This window comes from Exiguobacterium sp. s161, assembly GCF_018619045.1.
In the GTDB taxonomy this organism is placed as follows: Bacteria; Bacillota; Bacilli; order Exiguobacteriales; family Exiguobacteriaceae; genus Exiguobacterium_A; species Exiguobacterium_A indicum.
This window is the reverse complement of sequence record NZ_JACSNH010000004.1, coordinates 178,395-198,871: the sequence shown is the minus strand read 5'-3', so window position 1 is coordinate 198,871 and position 20,477 is coordinate 178,395. Positions and strand designations below refer to the sequence as shown.

Sequence of the window (20,477 nt, the reverse complement as noted above, 5' to 3'; positions counted from 1 at the left end):
CGCGCAAAGAGACGGAATGACCGCGGTACCACTCTTCTTGGTGTCACTCGACACCCACCTTGTTCGGGGATAACGGGGTTCCCCCGGCTACGCCTTTTCCATCAGGAATCGGGCAGCGTCTCAGAAGTGCGTTTCACGACCGGTTCGTCCTCAGGCTTCCACCATTCCCTGATTCGCTAGTTGACGAAAATCAACCGTTACTCTCTTCATCATCGACTGTATTCGATATCTTTCACATTATACGCAATTCTTTCTTTTCTCTCAACCTTATTTTTTTGGTAAATGGCTCATCAAAATTTCCACAATTCGGGTATAGGAATAAAAGATACTTCTCAGGGGGAGGGATGTTTCATGCGCTACTACCAACATGTAGCCCGGACGAGCTGGATCGTCTTCGGTCTCGTCGCCTTGACATTATTAGTGATCGGCATCGTTCATCCACCAACCTTCCATCCTTCTGTCTCCATCATCAACACTCTTTATTTATTCGGACTCGTTCTCCTGTTTCAGTTCGATAATGTCCGTCGTGGTGGCATTTACTATACATTCCAAGAAGGCATCATCTTATTTTTATTCCTCAATTACGGTTTAACGTACGCCTTGATTTTAAGCCAAGTCGGTATTCTCGTCTTTCAATTCATGTCTCACCGAAAAGCGATTCGTTGGAAACGTTTCGTTTATCTCTACCCGATCAACGCCTTGTTCGATTTAGTCTACATCTCGCTTCCGGTCTTTGCGTATTATGCGCTCGGCGGACCGATCGGCTCAAACTTTACGTATACGAAAGCCTTGCTCCCTTTCATCGGCTTTTTGATCACCGTCTTCCTTGTCTCTTACTTCCAATGTCTATTCGTCAATCGATTCCTCTACTTGAAATACGATTGGCAACGTCTCGTAAAGCTTCAGTCCCTCGTCTACGGGATTAGCATGTTAAGTGCTCTACTTGGAATCTGGTTCTACGATGAAAGTCCGCTCGTCGCGGCTACAGTTTCCGCCTTGATTCTCTTTTTGTTCAAACGTCTGTTGCAAGAGCATGGCGACTCCCTTGAAGCAAACGATAATGCTAAGCGATTTGACGATGCGAAGGAACACTTGTTGATTTCCCGCTTCGAGCGCGAGACGATCGATTCGTTGCTCCTCGATTTATCACATCTATTGCCGTTTTCTGAAGGTTGGATCTCGATTCAACAACAGCGGAAACAAGTCATCTATAACATCCGGACGAAACAACCGATCGACGTGTTACCACTGTTTCATTCCTTGTCAGCCGACGATTTGCATACCCCGATCATCTATGGGCTGCGTTGCGACTGGGGAAACGATATTCAAATCGGATTGCCTGTCGATCGTCACTCGATGCTAGCGATTCCTTCGATTACGAGCGGAGAGGTCGATGTTTCGATCATCCTGTTCCATCAAGTCGCAGACGCCTATGATGTGACGAATGCCGACGAATTATCTCGTTTGCTCCGTATCTTTTGTCGCGTCTTAGAACGCTCACGTGAAACGGTCCAACTCTATACGGAAAGTCGGACCGATGCCTTGACCGAATTACCGAATAGTCGTGCTTTTTATGAACACGGTCGGCAGGAATTTGCCGCTGACTGCTATCCGCTCTCCGTGATCCTGTTCGATATCGATCATTTCAAACGTGTCAATGATACGTATGGTCATAAAGTGGGCGATCTCGTCCTTCGTGAACTCGGTCGACGTATCCAGGCGATCCAATTGCAATATGATGATGTCTTTGCTGCTCGTTATGGCGGGGAGGAATTCGTGCTTCTGTTGCGAAATGGTAGTCAAGAGGCTGCTATCCAGATTGCCGAGACGGTCCGCCATGCGGTCATGGATCGTCCCTTCCTCGTCGATGGTCACCGACTGTCCTTAACGGTCAGTCTCGGAATTGACACAGTGGAGGAAAGATATCAACGGACGTTCGAAGAATCACTCCGTCAAGCCGATCATGCACTCTATGTCGGCGGAAAACACAACGGACGCAATTGTACCGCGCATTACGCAAATCTTTGAAAGGTCGTGACTCTATTGTCGATTACGGAAATTGAAATGACGCTACCGACATCACAAGCTCACCGGACGATTCGGATTCATCGGCCGCCCCATTTAGATCCTTCTGAAGCGTTACCAGTGATTTATATGCACGATGGACAAAACGTCTTCAGTGGAGAAACCGCCTCGTTCGGAAAAGGCTGGGAGATTCATCTTGCGCTACAACAGACACAGATTCCGGCAATGGTCGTTGCGATTGATAGTCCAGAAGACGGCATGGACCGTTACGACGACTACGCTCCTTGGAGTGATGAAGCTTTATTGATGCGGACCGCTTATCCTTCGCACCGGAAGTCGATCGGGGGAAACGGTAAGGTCTACATGGACTGGATCATTCGCGAGCTAAAACCATACATTGATGCCAACTACGCGACACGCCCTGACGATACGACGATGATCGGCAGCTCGATGGGTGGCGTCATCTCGCTTTATGGATTATTCGCATATCCGGAAGTCATCACGCGCGTCGCTGCCCTGTCGACGGCCGGATGGGCAAACTTCTCCTCACTCCTTGAATTCATCGAGCGCAGTCCGTCGCTGTCTGCTGCCCATCGCTGTTATATGGATGTCGGGACAAAAGAAGTGAGTGGCCCGATGACGGAGACAGATTATTTACACACAAATGATGTCTTAGCACGCGCGGTCGAACAGAAACTTACTCAAAGTCGCTATACGATTATCCCGGAAGCAATCCATCATGAAACGGCCTGGGCCGAGCGTTTACCGGATATTTTACGTTACTTGTTTCCTTCCTCGTGAATACACAAAAAGCCGGGCGATTTCTACTAAAGAAATCTTCCGGCTTTTTACGCGTGCCTTATACTAATTCTTCTTGTTGCTCTTTTTCATAACGGTTGCGCGGATGCTCCCGGCATTCATCGGAACACGAACGCATGACTTTTGGTTCGCATTCTTCACAGCAGAAGTGCTGTCGATTACATTCCGGGTTTGCACAATTAACGTAGCGCGTCTCCGGTTTTCCACAGTAGTAACATTCTGAGACGACAGAAGGATTGACGGCATTGACAGGAACTTGTACACGCTCATCAAAGACGTATAGTTCGCCTTCCCAGTCTTCTCCTTGCGTCTGTTCATCTTTTCCGTACATGACGACTCCGCCTTTAAGATGGAAGATATCATCACTCTGTTGCCGTTTACGGAAGTACGCCGTGAATTTTTCACAACGAACGCCACCCGTACAGTATGTGAGAACCTTTTTCCCTTCAAACAAATGCTCGTTCTCGTCAAGCCACTCCGGGAATTCCCGTGAAGCCTCGACATCGACTTTTACAGCATTCTTGAAGTGTCCGAGGTCGTATTCATAGTTGTTGCGTACATCGAGAATGACGACATCATCTTGTTTCATCATTTCTTTCCACTCTGCTGGTTCAAGATACGCAGCGTGTTCTTCTGGTACGTTGAATTCATCCTCAAAACGCCATGTGACGAGTTCTTTTTTGTAACGGACGAACGTCTTTTTGAAGGCGTGCTCTTCGACTTCATCGATTTTGAATTCGATGTCAGCAAATCGTGGATTCGCCGTCAAGTCCTTCATGTATTGTTCCGTTTGTTCGACCGTTCCAGAGAGTGTGCCGTTGATTCCTTCTGGTGCGATCAAAATCCGACCTTTAATACCGAGCTCTTTACAGTAAGCAAGATGCTCTTTCGTTAGCTGTTCCGCATTTTCGATCGGAACATACTTATAAAATAATAGTACGCGATAAGGTTTCATATTCCTCATTAGCCCCCATGTCAGTTTTTTGCAGTAAAACGAACGTTGGCAAACGAAGCGTCTAGCTATTGACTAGCTGGGAACGCCTGCAAAACGCACCCATTTAAGTATAATACCAATTCCCTTTCGAATGTACAATCTACAATTCCTGAATCCCTTTCAAGGAATTTCATTCCCTTTCTGAATCAGAAAGAGGTAAAATAAAACACAGTAGTACATCTCGCAAGGAGGATTCCGAATGCTCCATACACTTCGTGACTGGATCGAGCAGATGATTTTCTTTCTCCAAGACTTACCTGGAGGAGCTGCCACCGGTTTGATTGCCCCGTTTCTTGAGTCTCTATTTCCTTTCCTGCCACTCGTCCTGATCATTTCCGCGAATGCGGCAACCTATGGTTTTGGTATGGGTGTTCTCGTATCATGGGTCGGGAGCATGCTTGGATCACTCGTCGTCTTCGCTTGTATTCGATATCTATTTCGTCGTCCGGTCACGCGTTGGCTTGAAAAACACCATGCCGCGCAACAGTGGATCGAACGTGTTCGTCACATGAGTCCCATCTCACTGGGATTCTTTTTCTCGCTTCCGTTCATGCCTGCGTTCATCATCACGTCCATTTCCGCCATGATTCAACTATCGCTGCGGACGTATTTGATTGCTGCTGGTGCCGGTCGTCTGATCGTCGTCATCATCTTCTCGCTGATCGGAAAGGAATGGTCCACGTTCCTTGAACGTCCGATGCGTCTTGTCCTTCTATTTTTGATTTTACTCGCCATCTGGGGAGTCAGTCGCGGGACGGAAGAATGGTTGAAGCGTCGTGCGCTCTCAAAACGTGCGGATCATTTACGGGAAATCGAAGATAAGATCGAACGTCCATCTGAAAAATGACTCAAGCCTGTCTATGCTTCCATAGGCAGGCTTTTTAAGTTGTTCTCATTTTTCGGGTACTAGGTCTTTTGAATCATTTTCCGACATAATTAATATATAAAAATAACGTTCAAACAATGTTCAATATTGCAAACGCTTACATTAAATTGGTATGACCAATATTAGTATAATAATGAGCATTTCTTCTTAAAAATTAGGATAGCTTTTCCAGAAACGACATCCTTATAATGAATTTACATTCATTCCTTGAAGGAGGCGTCCTCATGCATCAAGTATCCGAAGTTCAGAAAAATGAAGCGACTCAATCTGCTCCAGCAATCGTCGAGAGCGCTACCTTTCAACAATTGATGCGTCAAAAGAATGGCTTCATTCTTCCAGCCATCAGTTTCTGTCTTATTTTTTATTTTACGCTTCCGATTTTGACAAGCTACTTTACGATTTTAAATCAACCGGTATTCGGTGATATTACGGGTGCTTGGATCTTCGCTTTTGCTCAGTTCATCATGACGTGGACGTTCTGCATGATGTATAGCAAAAAAGCACGTGCCTTTGATCGACTCGTCGAACAAATCAAGGAGGAGTCGAAATGAATTATACTGCCGTTGCTTTATTTGCGGCGATCGTCGGTTTGACGCTCGTCATTACATACTTTGCTGCTCGTAAAACAAAAACAGCTAACGATTTTTATACAGCGGATGGCGGACTCACTGGTGCGCAAAACGGGATGGCGATTGCCGGCGACTATATGTCCGCTGCCTCGTTCCTCGGAATTGCCGGGATGATCGCCTTAGCTGGATTCGACGGATTCTTCTACTCGATCGGCTTCCTCGTTGCCTATCTCGTTGTCTTGTATCTCGTTGCCGAACCACTTCGGAACCTCGGGAAATACACGATGGCGGATATGATCGCTGCTCGTTTTAACGCATCAAAAGTTCGCGGAGTCGCTGCCATGAACTCGATCGCGATCTCGATTTTCTATATGATTGCCCAACTCGTCGGTGCGGGTGCCTTGATTGAATTGTTATTAGGAATTCCTTACACGACAAGTGTCATCATCGTTGGTATCTTGATGACCGTCTACGTCGTCTTCGGTGGTATGACAGCGACCTCATGGGTCCAAATCATCAAAGCGATCCTCTTGATGGCAGGAACAGCTGTCATTTCTTTCATGGTATTCGCCAAGTTCGATTTTTCGATCTTCAAGATGTTTGCAGAAGTCAAACAAGCGACACCGCTCGGTGATTCATTCTTGAATCCCGGAAACAAGTTCAAGTTACCGCTCGATACGATTTCATTGAATCTCGCACTCGTTCTCGGAACGGCTGGATTACCACATATCTTGATTCGTTTCTTTACTGTTAAGGATGCTCCGACTGCTCGTAAATCCGTCGTATATGCGACGTGGATCATCGGTGCCTTTTATATCTTGACGATCTTCCTCGGCTTTGGTGCCGCTGCTTTCGTCGGTTCTGAAGATATCATCGCTGCCAATGCTGCTGGTAACATGGCGGCACCACTTCTCGCCCAAGCACTCGGTGGCGATTTACTCTTCGCGTTCGTCGCTGCAGTCGCCTTTGCGACGATCCTCGCCGTTGTTGCAGGACTCGTCTTATCCGCAGCATCCGCCTTTGCCCATGACTTCTATAGTCATATTCTACGTAAAGGACAAGCAACGGAAAAAGAACAGATGACGGCCGCACGACTCGCTTCCATCGCCGTCGCCTTGATTTCGATGGTACTGGCATTGTTCGCACAAACGATGAACGTCGCGTTTCTCGTTTCGCTTGCCTTTGCTGTCGCGGCAAGTGCTAACTTGCCAGTCATTCTCTTGACGATCTTCTGGCGCCGTTTCAATACTGGCGGAGCTGTCACAGGTATGGTCGTCGGGTTATTCTCTTCACTGATTCTCGTCGCACTCAGTCCAAACCTTTGGGCAGTCGACGGTTCAGCCTTGTTCGTCGGGGAAGCCCTCTTCCCGCTGACGAATCCAGGAATCGTCTCCATCCCACTTGGCTTCCTCGGAGCCATCGTCGGGACACTGTTGACGAAATCGAACGAAGTTGCCGGTAACTTCGAACGTATCATAGTCAAGGCCAATACCGGTATCGATGCTGCTGCAGAAGTCGCCGCGTCAAAAGAATAAGTTCCCCTTAACGGCTCCTTCAACCCCCTTGAAGGAGCCGTCCCCTTTTACATTCTTCTCGTTCATTGCCATACTAAGTGAAGAATAGAGAAGAAAAAGAAAGGAAGACTGTACATGGATCTCGCTTTTTATTATTTCTTAATCCTCGGATTTTTCATTGGAATCATCTCCGGCTTTTTCGGAATCGGTGGCGGTATCATCTTGACGCCTCTACTACTCATTTTAGGATATGCTCCAAGCGTTGCGATCGCGACCAGTCTCATGTTGACTCTCGGATCGACGGTTTCAGGTACGATTTCTCACTTACGCCTTAAAAATGTCGTCTGGCGCGATAGTCTTGTCGTCGGGGGCGTTGGAATCATCGGTTCGACGATCGCGACACCACTCGTCCTTCGTTTAGAGGAAGTCAACGGTGCCCATCTCGTCATCTCAATCGTTTATATCGGACTCTTACTCTACTTCGCGAATAAGTTCTTACGTCCGAAAGCAACGACCGGTGAACAGACTGGTTGGAAAAATCGATATCTTGCCCTTGCCTTCACTGGTCTGTTCGCTGGATTCATCTCTTCGCTCCTCGGTGTCAGCGGTGGATTCATCATCACACCGTTACTCGTCGGGATCGTTGGCTATGAGTTGAAACGTGCGGTCGGAACGAGTATTGCTTCCGCGTTACTGATCGTTCTATCGGGACTCGTCAACTATACGGTCGCGAGTACGAATATCGATATCCTCGTCGGTATCATGCTAATCGTCGGCGCCTTGCTCGGAGCACCGATTGGCGCGAAGCAGTTGACGCATTTCGAAAGTCCGTTCGTCAAAAAGTACCTCGGTATCTTCTATTTGACGGTTGCGGTCAGTGTGTTACTCGAGGTCATCGGCTGGAACGTCGCTTCACTCTCCGTTCTCGTTGCGCTTAGTTTGATTTTCTTACTGACACTCCTCATCTACAGCCGTCGTCGAACGAATGGATGAATCGTCTCATCAGAAAAGGGGCTGACTCAAAAGTCAGTCTCTACAAAGATAAAGGTGGCAGACTGATGATTTGCCACCCTTATCTCGTAACAAAAAGAATGACGCGTCACACGTCACTCCTACAGGAAAAGCGCATTTATGCGCTGTCAGAGACGAACAAGACCCGCTTTCCTGCTTAAATGAAGCAGGAAAACTGGCTTGTGTCTCGCCTGAGGAAAGGGCGTGAAAAGACGCGTCATTCTTTTTTTGAGTCAGCCGCTTTTTTCCGTTAAGCCACTCGTTTGTGACCGGCTCGTTCATAGTCTCTCGTTTGTTCAATGACTAAGTGCGACAAGAACAACATTCCAATCAAGTTCGGAATCATCATTAATCCATTTGCAATATCTGCGACCAGCCACAACGGTTCTAATTGCGCGACCGCACCATAACAGGCTGCGAGCGCAAAGAACACGCGGTATCCTTCGTTGAAGCGTGTCGTACCGCTCAAGTACTCCAAGCACTTCTCTCCATAGACATACCAACCAATGATCGTTGAATAACCGAAGAAGAAGACGGAGAAAGCGACCGTCCATTCTCCAAATGATCCTAGAACACTCGCAAAGGCGGTTGCTGTCAGTGCTGCCCCGGAAAGATTCGCATCATGCGTCATACCTGAATGTAGCCCGCCTGACGGATCCCAAAAGCCTGTCGTCAGAAGGACGAGTGCCGTCATCGTACAAACGATCAAGGTCACTATGAAGGTACTCGTCATCGAAATCAATCCTTGTTCGACCGGACGCTCACTTTTCGCAGATCCGGCAATCAATGCTGCTGTCCCAAGTCCTGCTTCGTTCGTGAAAATCCCCCGTGCTACACCGACTTGCATCGCCATCATGATCGATACACCGGTGAAGGCTCCCGCTGGCGCAAGCGGCTGGAAGGCGTACTCAAAGATTAAACCAAAGGCTGGTAGAATCTGATCCGCCTTCAATATTAAAAGGACACAAGCGGCACCGATATAAAGTAAGCTCATGATTGGAACGAAGATCGTCGAGATCGCACTGACGCGTTCAAGTCCACCACGAATCGATACATAGACCGCAATCGCGAGCAGAATGCCGAACAATAGCAGCGGCACACGGAACGATTGCTCAAGCACCGTTGCCATCGCATTCGCTTGCACCGTGTTCCCGACACCAAACGATGCGATCAAACCAAATACCGCAAACAGGATGGCGAGTAGTTTAAATTTAGCTCCTAGTCCCTTCTCGATATAATACATCGGTCCACTGACGGCTTCGCCGCGTTCGTTTCGACTTCTAAAGAGAATGGCAAGGAGGCTTTCTGCATATTTCGTCGCCATTCCAATTAAACCGATGACCCACATCCAAAAAACTGCGCCCGGTCCGCCCATCGTCAAGGCGACTGCGATCCCTGCGATGTTTCCGTTTCCGATCGTCGCCGCGAGGGACGTCATCAACATCTGAAAGCTACTGATTTCACCTTCACCTTGCCCTGATTTTTGAACAGATAATTGAAACGCTTGTTTTAAACGTCGAAACTGAAGACCGCGTAAGCGGATCGTAAAGTATACTCCTGTTCCTACCAACAACATCATACTCGGAATCCCCCAGACCCAAGCCGATATCAGACGTAATACTTCCATGCCATTTCATCCTCTCTCTCTCTTTTTCCGAGGCTTACCGTAGCATGTAGTTGTGTTTTCTTACAATACAAATGAATACTTTTTGTGATTTTACACAACAGAAGATATACTAAAACTATCGAGCGAAAGAGAAAGAAGGGAAATCCCATGTTAGAAGCTTCATATCATTCCTTAGACGACTTAGCGGAAGCGATCGGTATTGCCTTGAATGCCCCGATTACGATTGAAGATCGCAATCACCGCCTTCTTGCGTATAGTACGCATACGGCTGATACAGACCCTGCCCGTGTCGCAACGATCATTGGTCGCCGGGTACCGGAATCGGTCATCGACCAACTCTGGAAAGACGAAGTCATCCAGAGCCTTGCTACACAAGATGATCCACTCATTATTTCCGCACGCACGGATGTCGGATTGAACGATCGTGTCGCCATTGCGATCAAGCAAGATTCAGAAATTCTCGGCTATATTTGGTCGATTGCTCGAAGCACTCCTTTTACTCCATCGGAACTAGCGGATTTAAAGAAAGGAGCATTGCTTGCCCAACGTCAGTTACTGGCGATCGATATGCAGAAAAAACGGAAGGAAGAGCAGACGGAACAGTTTTTCTTCGAGTTATTACATGAAGAATTATCCGAGTCAGAGATTCTGAAGATGTTTTCTAAGCTCCATGTCGCACCACCTGGCATCAGTCGTTTGACGGTCATTCGTTTTTCGGAAGCGATCACACCACGACTTGCGGATCGCCTGCGCTATTTATTGACGATTCAGCAGACAGTTCGTCCGTTACTTTACGCGTATGATGAAACAGATTTCATCTTGTGGATCAGCACAAACGACCGCGACGCAGAACAAGAGCGTCTGCAGTTCGACGCCTTCATCCAGTCGTTTCGACAATTGCTCGCGGAGCGGTTCGATTATACGGACTTCGTCGCAGCAAGTAGTGAAGTCTTCACCGGCGTCCAAGCGATTCCGGAGCGCTATGAAGAAGCTGGCATCGTCTTACGTTTAAAGGACGCCTTTCCATTTGAGCTGAAGAATGTGACCCGTTACGAACGCCTCGGTTTATTCCAGCTCTTACCGATTTTCTCGGAGCGTCTGCGACGGCGGACGGTTCGCTTGGAAGAAATCGAACGTCTGCGTGCTTACGATGTGAAACATGCCTCCTCCTTATGTGAGACGCTAGAGTGGTTCCTGCACTACGATGGGAACGTCAAACAAGTCGCTTCCCATCTCCATGTTCATCCGAATACGATCCTTTATCGGATGCGACGGATCGAGGAGGAAGCGGGCATTCGAATGGAATCTTTACCTGAACGCTCCTTACTTTATTTGTACCTAAAAGCAGACCGATATCCTTTGTGATTTTACACAAAGGATATCGGTTATTTTTGAAAACGCCGATAAAGTAGAACGCTTTCATTTCTCGTATACTGAAGAAGAAGAGAAATTGATTTGTTTATTTGCGAAAGGGGATCGCGTTCACATGATCATTGGAGTATTAAAGGAAATCAAAAACAACGAAAACCGTGTTGCATTAACACCTGCCGGGGTAGCAGCGTTACATGCACAAGGACATCGTGTCATCATTGAATCGATGGCAGGTATGGGGAGTGGCTTCACGAACGAAGAGTACGTCAAAGCCGGTGCTGAAATCATCGCGACTGCTGCTGAAGTCTGGGCAACAGCCGAACTTGCTTTGAAAGTCAAAGAGCCGATCGCTTCAGAGTACCAATACTTCCGTCCAGATTTAACATTGTTCACGTATCTTCACCTAGCGGCTGAGCCAGAATTGACACGTGCGCTTGTTGATTCGAACATCACAGCAATCGCTTATGAAACCGTTGAAAAGAACCGCACACTTCCATTGTTAACACCAATGAGTGAAGTCGCAGGACGTATGGCATCACAAATCGGTGCACAGTTCTTAGAAAAACCACACGGTGGTATGGGCATCCTGCTTGCAGGTGTTCCTGGGGTTCGTCGTGGAAAAGTCACAGTCATCGGCGGCGGTGTCGTCGGAACGAATGCTGCGAAACTCGCGGTTGGTCTCGGTGCGGATGTCACGATCATCGATGTCAGCCCAGAACGCCTTCGTCAGCTCGATGATATCTTCGGTAACTCGATCAACACATTGATCTCAAACCCGTACACGATTGCTGAAGCTGTCGCTGAAAGTGATCTCGTCATCGGTGCTGTCTTGATTCCAGGTGCAAAAGCACCGAAACTCGTCACTGCCGACATGGTCAAACGCATGAAGCCGGGCGCTGTCATCGTTGACGTTGCCATCGACCAAGGTGGTATCTTCGAAACGGTCGATCGTATCTCGACGCATGATGACCCAACATATGAAAAATTCGGTGTCGTTCATTACGCAGTCGCGAACATGCCGGGTGCCGTTCCACGCACGTCTACACTTGCATTGACGAACGCAACGCTCCCGTATGTCCTTGAACTCGCGAACAAAGGCACACACCGTGCGCTTGCTGAAAACGAGGCTCTCGAAAAAGGATTGAACGTCGCACAAGGATTCGTCACGTACGAAGCGGTCGCACGCGATCTCGGATACACGTACAAATCCGTTGAAGATGTGCTTCACCTACACGCATGATCTTGAAAGTAGAAATAGTCGATGATTCCTTTTTGAGGAACCATCGACTATTTTTTATTGCTTCTTGAGGCAACACTCCGCTTGTCATATGATGAGAAACGAAGACTTATGATTTCGAACTAGTAGAGGGGATCTCATTACATGACACAAACCATAACCGCCCATTCTCATGAACTTCAGAGCCACGTCGCTGAAGTGGCGTTACTCGAAGCACTGACATCCGATACAGAAGAGAACGTACGCATTGCCGCAACCGAGCGCTTACGTGTTCTTGTCCCATCTCATCCATTGCTCAACATCGCTACAGCTCATTCCCTTTACTTCAAGAACGAACACACTCAAGCGCGCCGGTTGATCGAAGAGACGCATCAGCAACTCGGCGAACATGTGCACGGATACATACTCCTCGGTATCATCAGTGAGGATGAAGGATATATGCACGAAGCAGAACAGCTTTTCCTTTCAGCCATCACACGCTTCCCTGAAGAGCCAGCAGGACATCGTTTCCTTGCCGTCCATTACAATCATCGTCAATTTTATGGGGAATCAGCCGTCCATGCGTTTACATATTTAAAGAAGGTTGGCGCATCTGGAATCGATACGCTGATGGCCATTGATTCCATCCAACAATTAGACGGTCATTCGATCGACATGTTGGAAGCACTCTATGCATTAATCCTTGGCGTATCTCATCTCGACAAAACCACCGTCTTTCATGCGACAGCTTCTGTCAATCAAAGCATTCAATATGAGAAGCTGCATGCTACATTGCGCGAAGACAGCGAGGAGACCCTCTACGCTAAGCTCGACGCATGCCTTTCCAACATGCTCGAGCATGGCTTGTTCGCAGCTGTTTACGACGATTCCGAAGAAAAGATCTATCGCCATGTCTTTCAGGATATGTGTCGGGATATGACCATCCGTCATGCAGGTTGGCGTGCGTACCCGGACTATATTCGATTACGCTTTCTCTATTTCAAACAATTGTTGTTACGCGACTGAACGTCAAAAAGCAAACGCGACGAGTGCCGCGATCGTCCATGGCAAGATCAAGTTGTCGAGATCGCGATATGAGATGGCTTCGATCAAGGCTGCGATGTTCGCAAGCAAGAAGCCATAACTGACAGCGAGCCAAACCGGTTGTCCATAAAACAAGAACGTCACGGTCAAAACAAGAAATGACGCCAAAAATAGGGCGATACTTCCTTCAAAGGATCGTTTCGTCTCACCACGGACGTAAAACGTCTTTCCGTAGCGTTTTCCGACGAGAGCCGCGAGACCGTCGCCCCAAGCAAGCACCATGCTTCCCGCAACGAGCGCCATCGGCTGTCGCTCGAAGAAGAACAGGACGAGTCCCACTAGAGCGAGTGGATAATAGACCGTTCCGTAAGAAGGACGATCGACATCGTGCATCTGACCGATTCCTTTTCGTAGTGTCACTAGATTCACGACAGCAAAGAATAACAACGGTACGATCGCAACGTACCAGTGATCCAGCCAGAGCAGCGCAAGAAATACCCAGTGACCGACAGCAATATGAATCCATTTTCGAACCGTCTCGGGAGAAAAGTCGAAACGGCGTCCAATGACTTCCAGGATGACGAGAACTAGCCCGACGATTCCAATCGTGCCAAGAGCAGCTATCCATTCCATCGTCATTCCCCCTTTCTTTCCTATTATTGTACGTTGTTTCAGTTGCCATTTGCCCTATTGAACCTTCATTTGATAACATAAGGTCAAATGACGTCCTAGAGAGGAAGTTTTGGAAATGTATGATGCTCAAGCAGTCCAAACATTATCAAGTTGTCTGCAACGCTTGAACGAAGGAAAAGGAATCGAACCCCTCGTCGCAACGGAAGGCACAGAATTGCCGAAGGTCATCAATCGCTTGAAGCAATTCGATCCATTAAAAAATGGTCTATCCATCAATGAAATCGTTCATTTAGCAAATGCTCTAATCGGCGAACATATGTCAGCGACAACGATTCAGAACTGGACGAAACGTGAAGTCCGGGACATCATCGGCGTACCGCATCGCGGAAAGAAGTACTCGATCAATCAGGCTTCGATTATCTATCTACTGGATGATTTAAAACACCTCTTCTCGTTAGAAGAAACACGGGAACTGCTGACGATCGTCTTCAAGAATCCGAATATTGATGAGGATGATTTAATCAGTCCGCTTAATTTTTATCTCGTCTATACGCAACACGCGGAGACAAGTGGTCCGATCGAATTGACGGAGAAGCGTCTCAGACGCTCGCTCGAGCGTATTAACGCTTACCGCCCTGAAACTGTTCACGTTCTCCAACTGTGTCTCTATGCCCGTCGTGTATCGCATTTAACACACGAAGCGAAACAACGCCTCCATCATGTTCTGCAAACGACATGATGAAAAAAAGATGCCATCCATGTCATGGAAGGCATCTTTTTTTATTTAGACGGCTGTCAGTGATTTATAGTGGACGTTGTTCGTCAGACTTTTCAAGACAGAGAGTAGTTCGTACATCGAGAGTTTGTCCGCATCCTTGACGAGACGGTACTCATCACCGTCTTGCAACAATTCAGCAACGACTTCTCCAGCTGCACTCCGTACGGAGAATTTTCCTTTTGTCAGGTCGAAGGAAATCATGAATGTACCACGCTCATACACGTTGTACTCACATTTCTTCGAGAAGAGCGAAAACTTCTCACGCATTTGACCTACCTCTTGTCCATCATGGTTCATCACGACCCACTTCTTACACGTCGGAATGAACTTACCAAACGCTACCCCTCTACCTTCACCATTCATTACTTGAACACGACCATTCTCGTCGTGTTGAACCGCACCAATCATTTGGTGCGCTTCATCATAAATCGCGGCATGACCTTGCGAAAAAACGCAACCCTGCACATAGACAACTTTGCGCAACAGAAATTCTCCTCTCACTGCTAAAACGTGCTGGTTTTTCGTCCCCAGTTTATTTAGACATCCTGTATAGTTTAACTTTCTTTATCTGTATGATATTTCGTTAACGAAAATGATTATTGCACCGTTTCTCCAAATTGACAACCCCCTTTTGTCGACAATCATTCGACATGTTCAATGCAGGTTCATCTCCTTTGCAAATGCGAGCAATTCTTCCCGATCAATGAGGCGAACCTGATTTGGTTCCGCTAGCTGATACGCAGCTTCCGTAAAGGTCGAATTCGTAACGACCCACCCCTCGTCCATCCCGTAGAATGGAACCGAGGCAGCGACCTGTTGAACCGCTTCGAGCCCTACAGCTGCACTATATCGCTTTGCCTGGATGGCAATCTTATACCCTCGTTCATCCTCTATCAACAAATCTGCTCCGAAGTCGCGTGAAGCAGGTGTCAACTCGACCCGATATCCTGCTGTTTCAAATAAATCGGCAAGCCATTCTTCAAATTCTCGTCCTTCCATTCGATCGAGTCGTTTTTCAAGCGACGGCGTTAAAATGGACAAAAGAAGAAAAAGGATACACCCTACTATACTGATGATTAAGATTAAAGGTTCCCAAGAACTCGAAAAAAAATAAGTTCCGAAAATTCCTATCATTGCAAACAAAGTTGCTAGTAACAATCGTTTTCGTTTCAATCGTTTCATCGTACTTTTCCCCTCTACTTCGTCGTGACCTTTTTTTCACTATACTAAAATTCTTCGTCGGTTGCTTCCTTCAACAGGAAATACGACTCGTCTTGCAGAAGTAAACTAACGAGGAAAGACTGTCTTAAAATCCATGGTCGAAGACCAGTCAGGAGGTAGCTCATGGCAGAACATTCATCCCCTTCATCGCTACGAATCATTCACGCGACGATACGTGCTATGAAAGACCCCGTTCTTCTAGTCGATGCAAATGGAAAGATTCAATTTCATAATGATGCTTTTCAACACCAGTTCATGAACGCTCCGAATATCGAAACCGTTCAGGAGCTGTTTCCCATCACGGATGATTTCTTTCCATTACAGAAGGAAGCCGTCATTTCAACGACACATCAATTAACAGTCACAGCGATTGAAGCGACGGACTATTTTCTTGTCCATGTCGCTCCCCTGAAAATCGAAGACTTATTCAATTCAACACTAGATACTGCTCTATTCATCACCGACTCGGAGTTTCGGATTCAAACTTGTAACGAAGTGGCAAGCACCTTATTCCGTTTCGAGCATGCCGAAGACATCATTGGTCTCCAAGCGACGATTCTACATGATGCGAAGGAAATCGCTACCCGCCGTCAACATCTCGAACAATTGAACTTAAAAGACTTATCGGATGCGCAACTGTTTTTACTGCATGGACGGGAAGCCGAAAATGAATGGACCTATCATCGTTTGGATGGCTCAACGTTCCATGGACGCCTTTATATGACACGGTTGCCAAACGATACGTACTTCCTGCTCATTCAGGACATCACACCGCAAAAACAAATCGAATGGCATCTGACGAAAAGCGAACGCCGCTTCCGACTCTTCTCGGAATCCGTCGTTGAAGCCGTTATCTTTCATGACCACGGCATCATCATCGATGCCAATCGCGCAGCAGAAGTCATTTTCCGGACGAAACTCGAGAAAATGAAAGGCAAGACGACGCTTGAATTGATTCATCCGGATCATCACGCGCGTGTCTTACGACGTATCGAGGAGCATCGAGAAGAACCATACGAAGTCCTCGGTCAACGTGCCGACGGAACCTCTGTCGAAATCGAAGTCTTCCCGCGTGAAATCATCTACAACAACATCCGGATGCGTGTCGCCGTCGTTCGTGATATCACAGAACGAAAAAAGATTGAGAAAATGCTTGAACGCGAAAAAAATGCCATCATGCGTCAGCGTGATATCACACAATCGATTCTTCAGGCATCCAATGAAGGGTTCCTACTGACAGAAGAGGATGGGAGTTTCATCTTCATGAACGTCAAAGCACGCAAATTACTCGATGTCCCAGGCATTGCACCAAGTAAGATTCAAGAACGAATCAGTCTGATTCCGAATCTCGATTTGAACACTCGATTCGAGATGCTCCGACAAGTAGAAGAATTACTCGCCGGAAAACATTCTGAACTATCGTTTCGTTTCACGTTACAGCGACCAAATGAGTCCAGTCCACTTTATTTCGAATTTTATGCGACTGCGATCAAAAAGGAGAAGAGCCGCATTTCTCGTCATGGCTTCCTATTTGTTTTTCGTGACCGGACAGAGGAAGCAAAAATGGATCAAGTAAAGGACGAACTCGTCAGTACAGTATCGCATGAGTTGCGTACGCCGCTGTCCTCCATTCTTGGCTATATGGAATTACTACGATATAAAAAACAATCGGCTGATCGAATCGAACGGTATGTTGAGATCGTCCACGAAGAGACGAAACGATTGACCACGCTATTAAATGAGTTTTTAGACATTCAACGTCTAGAAGGTGGAAAACAGGAGTATACCTTCACGTCGTTCTCGTTACGCGATCTTCTCGCGTCAACCGTCGATGCCTATGGCGAGACCGTCGAGACGCATCGAATTGATCTAGAACTACCAGAAGATCCTGTTCTGATTTTTGCGGACGAGCACAAAATCAAGCAGGTGATCTTGAACTTGCTTTCAAACGCTATTAAGTACTCTCCACAGGCGGATCATATTCGAGTCCTTCTTTCAGCAAATCCGGAACAAGCAACGTTCTCTGTGACTGATTATGGACTCGGCATTCCACAAAATGCTTTTGAAAAACTCTTTACGAAATTTTACCGGGTCGATAACTCAGACATCCGGAAAATCGGCGGAACCGGACTCGGACTTGCCATCTGTAAGGAAATCATCGAATCACACGGAGGTGCGATTTCCGTTGAATCAGAAATCAATGATGGTTCGACGTTCACCGTTGTACTCGAACGTGATCCAAGAAAGGAATGGAATTGATGCGGACCTACTTCATGACGGGTTTCCCTGGTTTTTTAGCGACCAAACTGATCGAACAACTGGCACGTGTACCGGATCAAATCGCTTGTTTTCATTTACTTCACTTATCATCAGAGCGGAATACGGCCGCTGAGCGACGCCAGGACCTTCTAGAACGTACATTCTTACGACCAGATCAACTCGTGTTACATGAGGGGGATATCACGGTCGAACAGCTTGCTTTATCATCAGAGACGCGGACGATTTTGCAACAAGATGTCACACACATCTTTCATCTCGCAGCGCTATATGATTTAGCAACAGCATATGAAGCCGCCTTTCGGATCAATGTGATTGGTACCGCGAACGTGACACAGTTTGCTCATACGTGTCGGACCTTAGAGCGTTACATCTACTTCAGTACAGCGTATGTCTCGGGTCTTCGTTCCGGAATAGTTCTAGAAGATGAGTTACAAGCTAGTGCCTTTAAAAATGCTTATGAAGAAACGAAATACCTTGCTGAAGTACGTTTCCGTAAAGAAATTGGAACGATCCCCTATACGATCATCCGTCCTGGGATCGTCGTCGGCCATTCCGAAACGGGCGAAACACCGAAATGGGATGGGGTGTATTTCGTTTTGAACGCGATGCGTCTCCTGCAATCCTTTGCTCCTCTTCCGTATCCCGGTCGAGCAAACGCACTCGTCAATCTCGTTCCATATGATTATGTCATTGAAGCGACCGCTTATCTCAGTCATGTACCGGTCGGAAGAAATAAGACCTATCATCTGACGGATCCATTCCCACATGGCGCACGTGCGATTTTTGAGATGTTACACGTCGCCTATTACGGACGTTATCCGCGCGGAATCGTTCCGTTTCGACTCGTCAGCACAGCATTGACTCCAGCTGTCGCGAAACGACTTCAGATGCAACGTCAGACACTCGATTATTTCATTCATCCCGTTCAATACGACACGACACATGCCTTACGTGACTTACGGGACACTGGTATTATTTGTCCAGACCTTGCAGAAACAATGCCTCGGCTCGTCCAGTATTACCAAATACATGCGACACACTAAAAAAGTCCAATCGTTCTTCCTCAAGGGAAGTCGATTGGACTTTTTCATCGGTTACCCGATCAACATATTCTCTTTTGGATAACGAATCGTTCGATCTCGTTGCGTCGCGAACGTGAACAGAATCGTTAAGGAGCCGACACGTCCGAGTAACATCATGAACATGATTAAAAACTTACCAAAGCTATTGAGCTCAGCTGTTACGTTCAAAGAAAGACCAACTGTTCCAAATGCCGAGACCGTCTCAAAGAATAAACCAATAAAGGAAATGTTCGGCTGGGTCAACGCCAGGAACGTCGTGATCAAAGCAATGAACAGTAAACTGAAGACAGCAATCGCATATGCCTTTTGAATCGCCTGCGTCTGAACGGTCCGACGCATCAGAACCGTTTCACGCTGTCCGCGTATATACGTCCAGACATTCTTCAAGATGACCGCTGCCGTCGTGACCTTGATCCCGGAACCTGTCGATGCGGAACCTGCCCCAATGTACATCAAGACCATCATCAAACCGATCGAGAGCGGCACCATCGTCGTTAAGTCGATCGTCTGGAAACCAGCTGTTCGTGTCGTGACGACTTGGAAGAACACGATATGGAGTGCACTAAAGAACGATTCGTCTTTTAATGAACCCAAGTTCGATACCCATTCATAGAGCATCATTGCTAAAACACCTAGTCCATTGATGACGAATAGTGATAGCACCATCAATTTAGAATGGAGCGAAATTTTCTTGAAGTTTCGTTTACCAGCGATATCCGCGATGACCGTAAAACCAAGACCACCAATCATCAAGAGCGCTGCAATCGTCAGAATGAACGTCGTATCCTGTTGGAAACCGATTAAATTATCGCCCCAAAGTGCGAAGCCCGCATTGTTAAAGGCGGATACGGCATGAAACAGACCGTAATAGAGTGCTTTCCCAAAGGTATACTTATATTGAATGAATAAATCGAGCGCAATCAAAAACATGCCGACGATCTCGACGAGAACCGTCGTGACGATGATGTTACGGACGAGACGAATCGTTCCGCCCGGACTATCGAGATTAAACATCTCTTGGATAATGATCCGCTGACGAATCCCGATTTTTCGTCCCGTGACGCTGAGCAAGACGAGCGCGATCGTCATGAATCCAAGTCCACCGACCTGAATTAAGAGCATCATGATGATTTGACCGAGTAAATTATAGGATTCGGCAATATTAATCGGTGACAGTCCTGTGACGGTTCCTGCCGATGTCGCAACGAATAGGCAATCGATGAATGATACATCTTGCCCCTCTTGCTGCGAGATCGGAAGCCACAATAAAAAACCACCCAGTAAAATCGTCAATGTAAAGCCAGTTGCGATAAAACGTGCCGGTTTATCGAACAGCTGATGATACATCAATTCACCTAAACGCCCGAAGCGTGCGAGTCGTGAACGTCTTTTATGCGAGAACATCTT

The 20,477-nt window shown here is 47.1% G+C and carries 18 protein-coding genes and 1 other annotated feature; of the genes, 12 read left to right on the top strand and 6 right to left on the bottom strand.

What is annotated here, in order from left to right; genetic code table 11:
• Nucleotides 1-4: 4 nt before the first annotated feature.
• Nucleotides 5-222, bottom strand: a binding site (T-box leader).
• A gap of 129 nt (nt 223-351) precedes the next feature.
• Nucleotides 352-2,028, top strand: a complete 1,677-nt coding sequence (locus KNQ14_RS12195) for a GGDEF domain-containing protein (RefSeq protein ID WP_214861169.1) — start codon at nt 352-354, stop codon at nt 2,026-2,028.
• Nucleotides 2,029-2,043: 15 nt separating this feature from the next.
• Nucleotides 2,044-2,826 carry an alpha/beta hydrolase gene (locus KNQ14_RS12190; protein ID WP_149428000.1) on the top strand — a complete coding sequence of 261 codons (783 nt, stop codon included), beginning with the start codon at nt 2,044-2,046 and terminating at the stop codon, nt 2,824-2,826.
• A gap of 58 nt (nt 2,827-2,884) precedes the next feature.
• Here the strand turns inward: KNQ14_RS12190 and trhO are convergent, their stop codons facing one another.
• Nucleotides 2,885-3,799 (bottom strand): oxygen-dependent tRNA uridine(34) hydroxylase TrhO, encoded by a 915-nt coding sequence (gene trhO / locus KNQ14_RS12185; protein ID WP_214861167.1) that lies wholly within the window; start codon nt 3,797-3,799, stop codon nt 2,885-2,887.
• Between the two features lie 238 nt (nt 3,800-4,037).
• Here trhO and KNQ14_RS12180 point away from each other — a divergent pair, with 238 nt between their 5' ends.
• The 4 genes from KNQ14_RS12180 to KNQ14_RS12165 all read left to right on the top strand — a co-directional run bounded on the left by KNQ14_RS12180 (nt 4,038) and on the right by KNQ14_RS12165 (nt 7,800).
• Entirely contained in the window at nt 4,038-4,685 is a 648-nt protein-coding gene (locus KNQ14_RS12180) for a TVP38/TMEM64 family protein (protein WP_023469681.1), read from the top strand.
• A gap of 263 nt (nt 4,686-4,948) precedes the next feature.
• Nucleotides 4,949-5,275, top strand: a complete 327-nt coding sequence (locus tag KNQ14_RS12175; protein ID WP_023469682.1) for a DUF485 domain-containing protein — start codon at nt 4,949-4,951, stop codon at nt 5,273-5,275.
• Nucleotides 5,272-6,828, top strand: coding sequence for a solute symporter family protein (locus tag KNQ14_RS12170; protein WP_050678440.1), 1,557 nt, complete (start codon nt 5,272-5,274; stop codon nt 6,826-6,828). Before KNQ14_RS12175 ends, KNQ14_RS12170 begins: the two co-directional genes overlap by 4 nt.
• Nucleotides 6,829-6,942: 114 nt before the next feature.
• On the top strand, nt 6,943-7,800 hold the full coding sequence (locus KNQ14_RS12165; protein WP_050678439.1) for a sulfite exporter TauE/SafE family protein: 858 nt from the start codon (nt 6,943-6,945) through the stop codon (nt 7,798-7,800).
• A 268-nt stretch (nt 7,801-8,068) separates the two neighbouring features.
• On the opposite strand, the gene KNQ14_RS12160 is transcribed toward KNQ14_RS12165, so the two are convergent.
• The gene (locus KNQ14_RS12160) at nt 8,069-9,445 is read right to left on the bottom strand and encodes an alanine/glycine:cation symporter family protein (protein WP_214861165.1); all 1,377 of its coding nucleotides are present in this window, start codon (nt 9,443-9,445) and stop codon (nt 8,069-8,071) included.
• A gap of 147 nt (nt 9,446-9,592) precedes the next feature.
• On the opposite strand from KNQ14_RS12160, the gene KNQ14_RS12155 reads away from it, so the two are divergent.
• The 3 genes from KNQ14_RS12155 (at nt 9,593) to KNQ14_RS12145 (ending at nt 13,058) form a co-directional block, all read left to right on the top strand.
• Complete coding sequence (locus KNQ14_RS12155) at nt 9,593-10,810, top strand: PucR family transcriptional regulator (protein WP_035395605.1); 1,218 nt, start codon at nt 9,593-9,595, stop codon at nt 10,808-10,810.
• Between the two features lie 121 nt (nt 10,811-10,931).
• On the top strand, nt 10,932-12,056 hold the full coding sequence (gene ald / locus KNQ14_RS12150) for an alanine dehydrogenase (RefSeq protein WP_023469687.1): 1,125 nt from the start codon (nt 10,932-10,934) through the stop codon (nt 12,054-12,056).
• 141 nt (nt 12,057-12,197) lie between these two features.
• Entirely contained in the window at nt 12,198-13,058 is an 861-nt protein-coding gene (locus tag KNQ14_RS12145; protein ID WP_214861163.1) for a tetratricopeptide repeat protein, read from the top strand.
• 3 nt (nt 13,059-13,061) lie between these two features.
• Here the strand turns inward: KNQ14_RS12145 and KNQ14_RS12140 are convergent, their stop codons facing one another.
• Nucleotides 13,062-13,709, bottom strand: coding sequence for a diacylglycerol/polyprenol kinase family protein (locus tag KNQ14_RS12140; protein WP_214748713.1), 648 nt, complete (start codon nt 13,707-13,709; stop codon nt 13,062-13,064).
• A gap of 115 nt (nt 13,710-13,824) precedes the next feature.
• Here KNQ14_RS12140 and KNQ14_RS12135 point away from each other — a divergent pair, with 115 nt between their 5' ends.
• Nucleotides 13,825-14,448, top strand: a complete 624-nt coding sequence (locus tag KNQ14_RS12135; RefSeq protein ID WP_023469690.1) for a DUF1836 domain-containing protein — start codon at nt 13,825-13,827, stop codon at nt 14,446-14,448.
• 45 nt (nt 14,449-14,493) lie between these two features.
• Here the strand turns inward: KNQ14_RS12135 and KNQ14_RS12130 are convergent, their stop codons facing one another.
• Both KNQ14_RS12130 and KNQ14_RS12125 read right to left on the bottom strand, forming a co-directional pair.
• Nucleotides 14,494-14,970 (bottom strand): LURP-one-related family protein, encoded by a 477-nt coding sequence (locus tag KNQ14_RS12130; protein ID WP_214748716.1) that lies wholly within the window; start codon nt 14,968-14,970, stop codon nt 14,494-14,496.
• 171 nt (nt 14,971-15,141) lie between these two features.
• A complete protein-coding gene (locus KNQ14_RS12125) occupies nt 15,142-15,486 on the bottom strand; it encodes a restriction endonuclease (protein ID WP_235147606.1) in 345 nt (114 codons plus the stop codon).
• Between the two features lie 345 nt (nt 15,487-15,831).
• On the opposite strand from KNQ14_RS12125, the gene KNQ14_RS12120 reads away from it, so the two are divergent.
• Together KNQ14_RS12120 and KNQ14_RS12115 are read left to right on the top strand one after the other, a co-directional pair.
• Nucleotides 15,832-17,967: a PAS domain-containing sensor histidine kinase gene (locus KNQ14_RS12120; protein WP_214861159.1), complete on the top strand. Its 2,136-nt coding sequence runs from the start codon at nt 15,832-15,834 to the stop codon at nt 17,965-17,967.
• On the top strand, nt 17,958-19,031 hold the full coding sequence (locus KNQ14_RS12115) for an SDR family oxidoreductase (protein WP_251138392.1): 1,074 nt from the start codon (nt 17,958-17,960) through the stop codon (nt 19,029-19,031). The genes KNQ14_RS12120 and KNQ14_RS12115 overlap by 10 nt, the downstream gene beginning before the upstream one ends.
• A 51-nt stretch (nt 19,032-19,082) precedes the next feature.
• Here KNQ14_RS12115 and KNQ14_RS12110 read toward each other — a convergent pair whose 3' ends face one another.
• Nucleotides 19,083-20,474, bottom strand: a complete 1,392-nt coding sequence (locus KNQ14_RS12110; RefSeq protein WP_050678432.1) for a TrkH family potassium uptake protein — start codon at nt 20,472-20,474, stop codon at nt 19,083-19,085.
• Nucleotides 20,475-20,477: the final 3 nt, after the last annotated feature.

What these genes read in the sequence shown, in the direction of transcription:
- KNQ14_RS12165 (WP_050678439.1), top strand. Translation starts at nt 6,943, where the DNA reads ATGGATCTCGCTTTTTATTATTTCTTAATCCTCGGATTTTTCATTGGA.
- KNQ14_RS12110 (WP_050678432.1), bottom strand. Translation starts at nt 20,474, where the DNA reads ATGTTCTCGCATAAAAGACGTTCACGACTCGCACGCTTCGGGCGTTTA.
- KNQ14_RS12160 (WP_214861165.1), bottom strand. Translation starts at nt 9,445, where the DNA reads ATGGAAGTATTACGTCTGATATCGGCTTGGGTCTGGGGGATTCCGAGT.
- KNQ14_RS12125 (WP_235147606.1), bottom strand. Translation starts at nt 15,486, where the DNA reads ATGGAAGGACGAGAATTTGAAGAATGGCTTGCCGATTTATTTGAAACA.
- KNQ14_RS12155 (WP_035395605.1), top strand. Translation starts at nt 9,593, where the DNA reads ATGTTAGAAGCTTCATATCATTCCTTAGACGACTTAGCGGAAGCGATC.
- KNQ14_RS12145 (WP_214861163.1), top strand. Translation starts at nt 12,198, where the DNA reads ATGACACAAACCATAACCGCCCATTCTCATGAACTTCAGAGCCACGTC.
- KNQ14_RS12120 (WP_214861159.1), top strand. Translation starts at nt 15,832, where the DNA reads ATGGCAGAACATTCATCCCCTTCATCGCTACGAATCATTCACGCGACG.
- KNQ14_RS12180 (WP_023469681.1), top strand. Translation starts at nt 4,038, where the DNA reads ATGCTCCATACACTTCGTGACTGGATCGAGCAGATGATTTTCTTTCTC.
- KNQ14_RS12140 (WP_214748713.1), bottom strand. Translation starts at nt 13,709, where the DNA reads ATGGAATGGATAGCTGCTCTTGGCACGATTGGAATCGTCGGGCTAGTT.
- KNQ14_RS12170 (WP_050678440.1), top strand. Translation starts at nt 5,272, where the DNA reads ATGAATTATACTGCCGTTGCTTTATTTGCGGCGATCGTCGGTTTGACG.
- trhO (WP_214861167.1), bottom strand. Translation starts at nt 3,799, where the DNA reads ATGAAACCTTATCGCGTACTATTATTTTATAAGTATGTTCCGATCGAA.
- KNQ14_RS12175 (WP_023469682.1), top strand. Translation starts at nt 4,949, where the DNA reads ATGCATCAAGTATCCGAAGTTCAGAAAAATGAAGCGACTCAATCTGCT.
- KNQ14_RS12115 (WP_251138392.1), top strand. Translation starts at nt 17,958, where the DNA reads ATGGAATTGATGCGGACCTACTTCATGACGGGTTTCCCTGGTTTTTTA.
- KNQ14_RS12195 (WP_214861169.1), top strand. Translation starts at nt 352, where the DNA reads ATGCGCTACTACCAACATGTAGCCCGGACGAGCTGGATCGTCTTCGGT.
- ald (WP_023469687.1), top strand. Translation starts at nt 10,932, where the DNA reads ATGATCATTGGAGTATTAAAGGAAATCAAAAACAACGAAAACCGTGTT.
- KNQ14_RS12135 (WP_023469690.1), top strand. Translation starts at nt 13,825, where the DNA reads ATGTATGATGCTCAAGCAGTCCAAACATTATCAAGTTGTCTGCAACGC.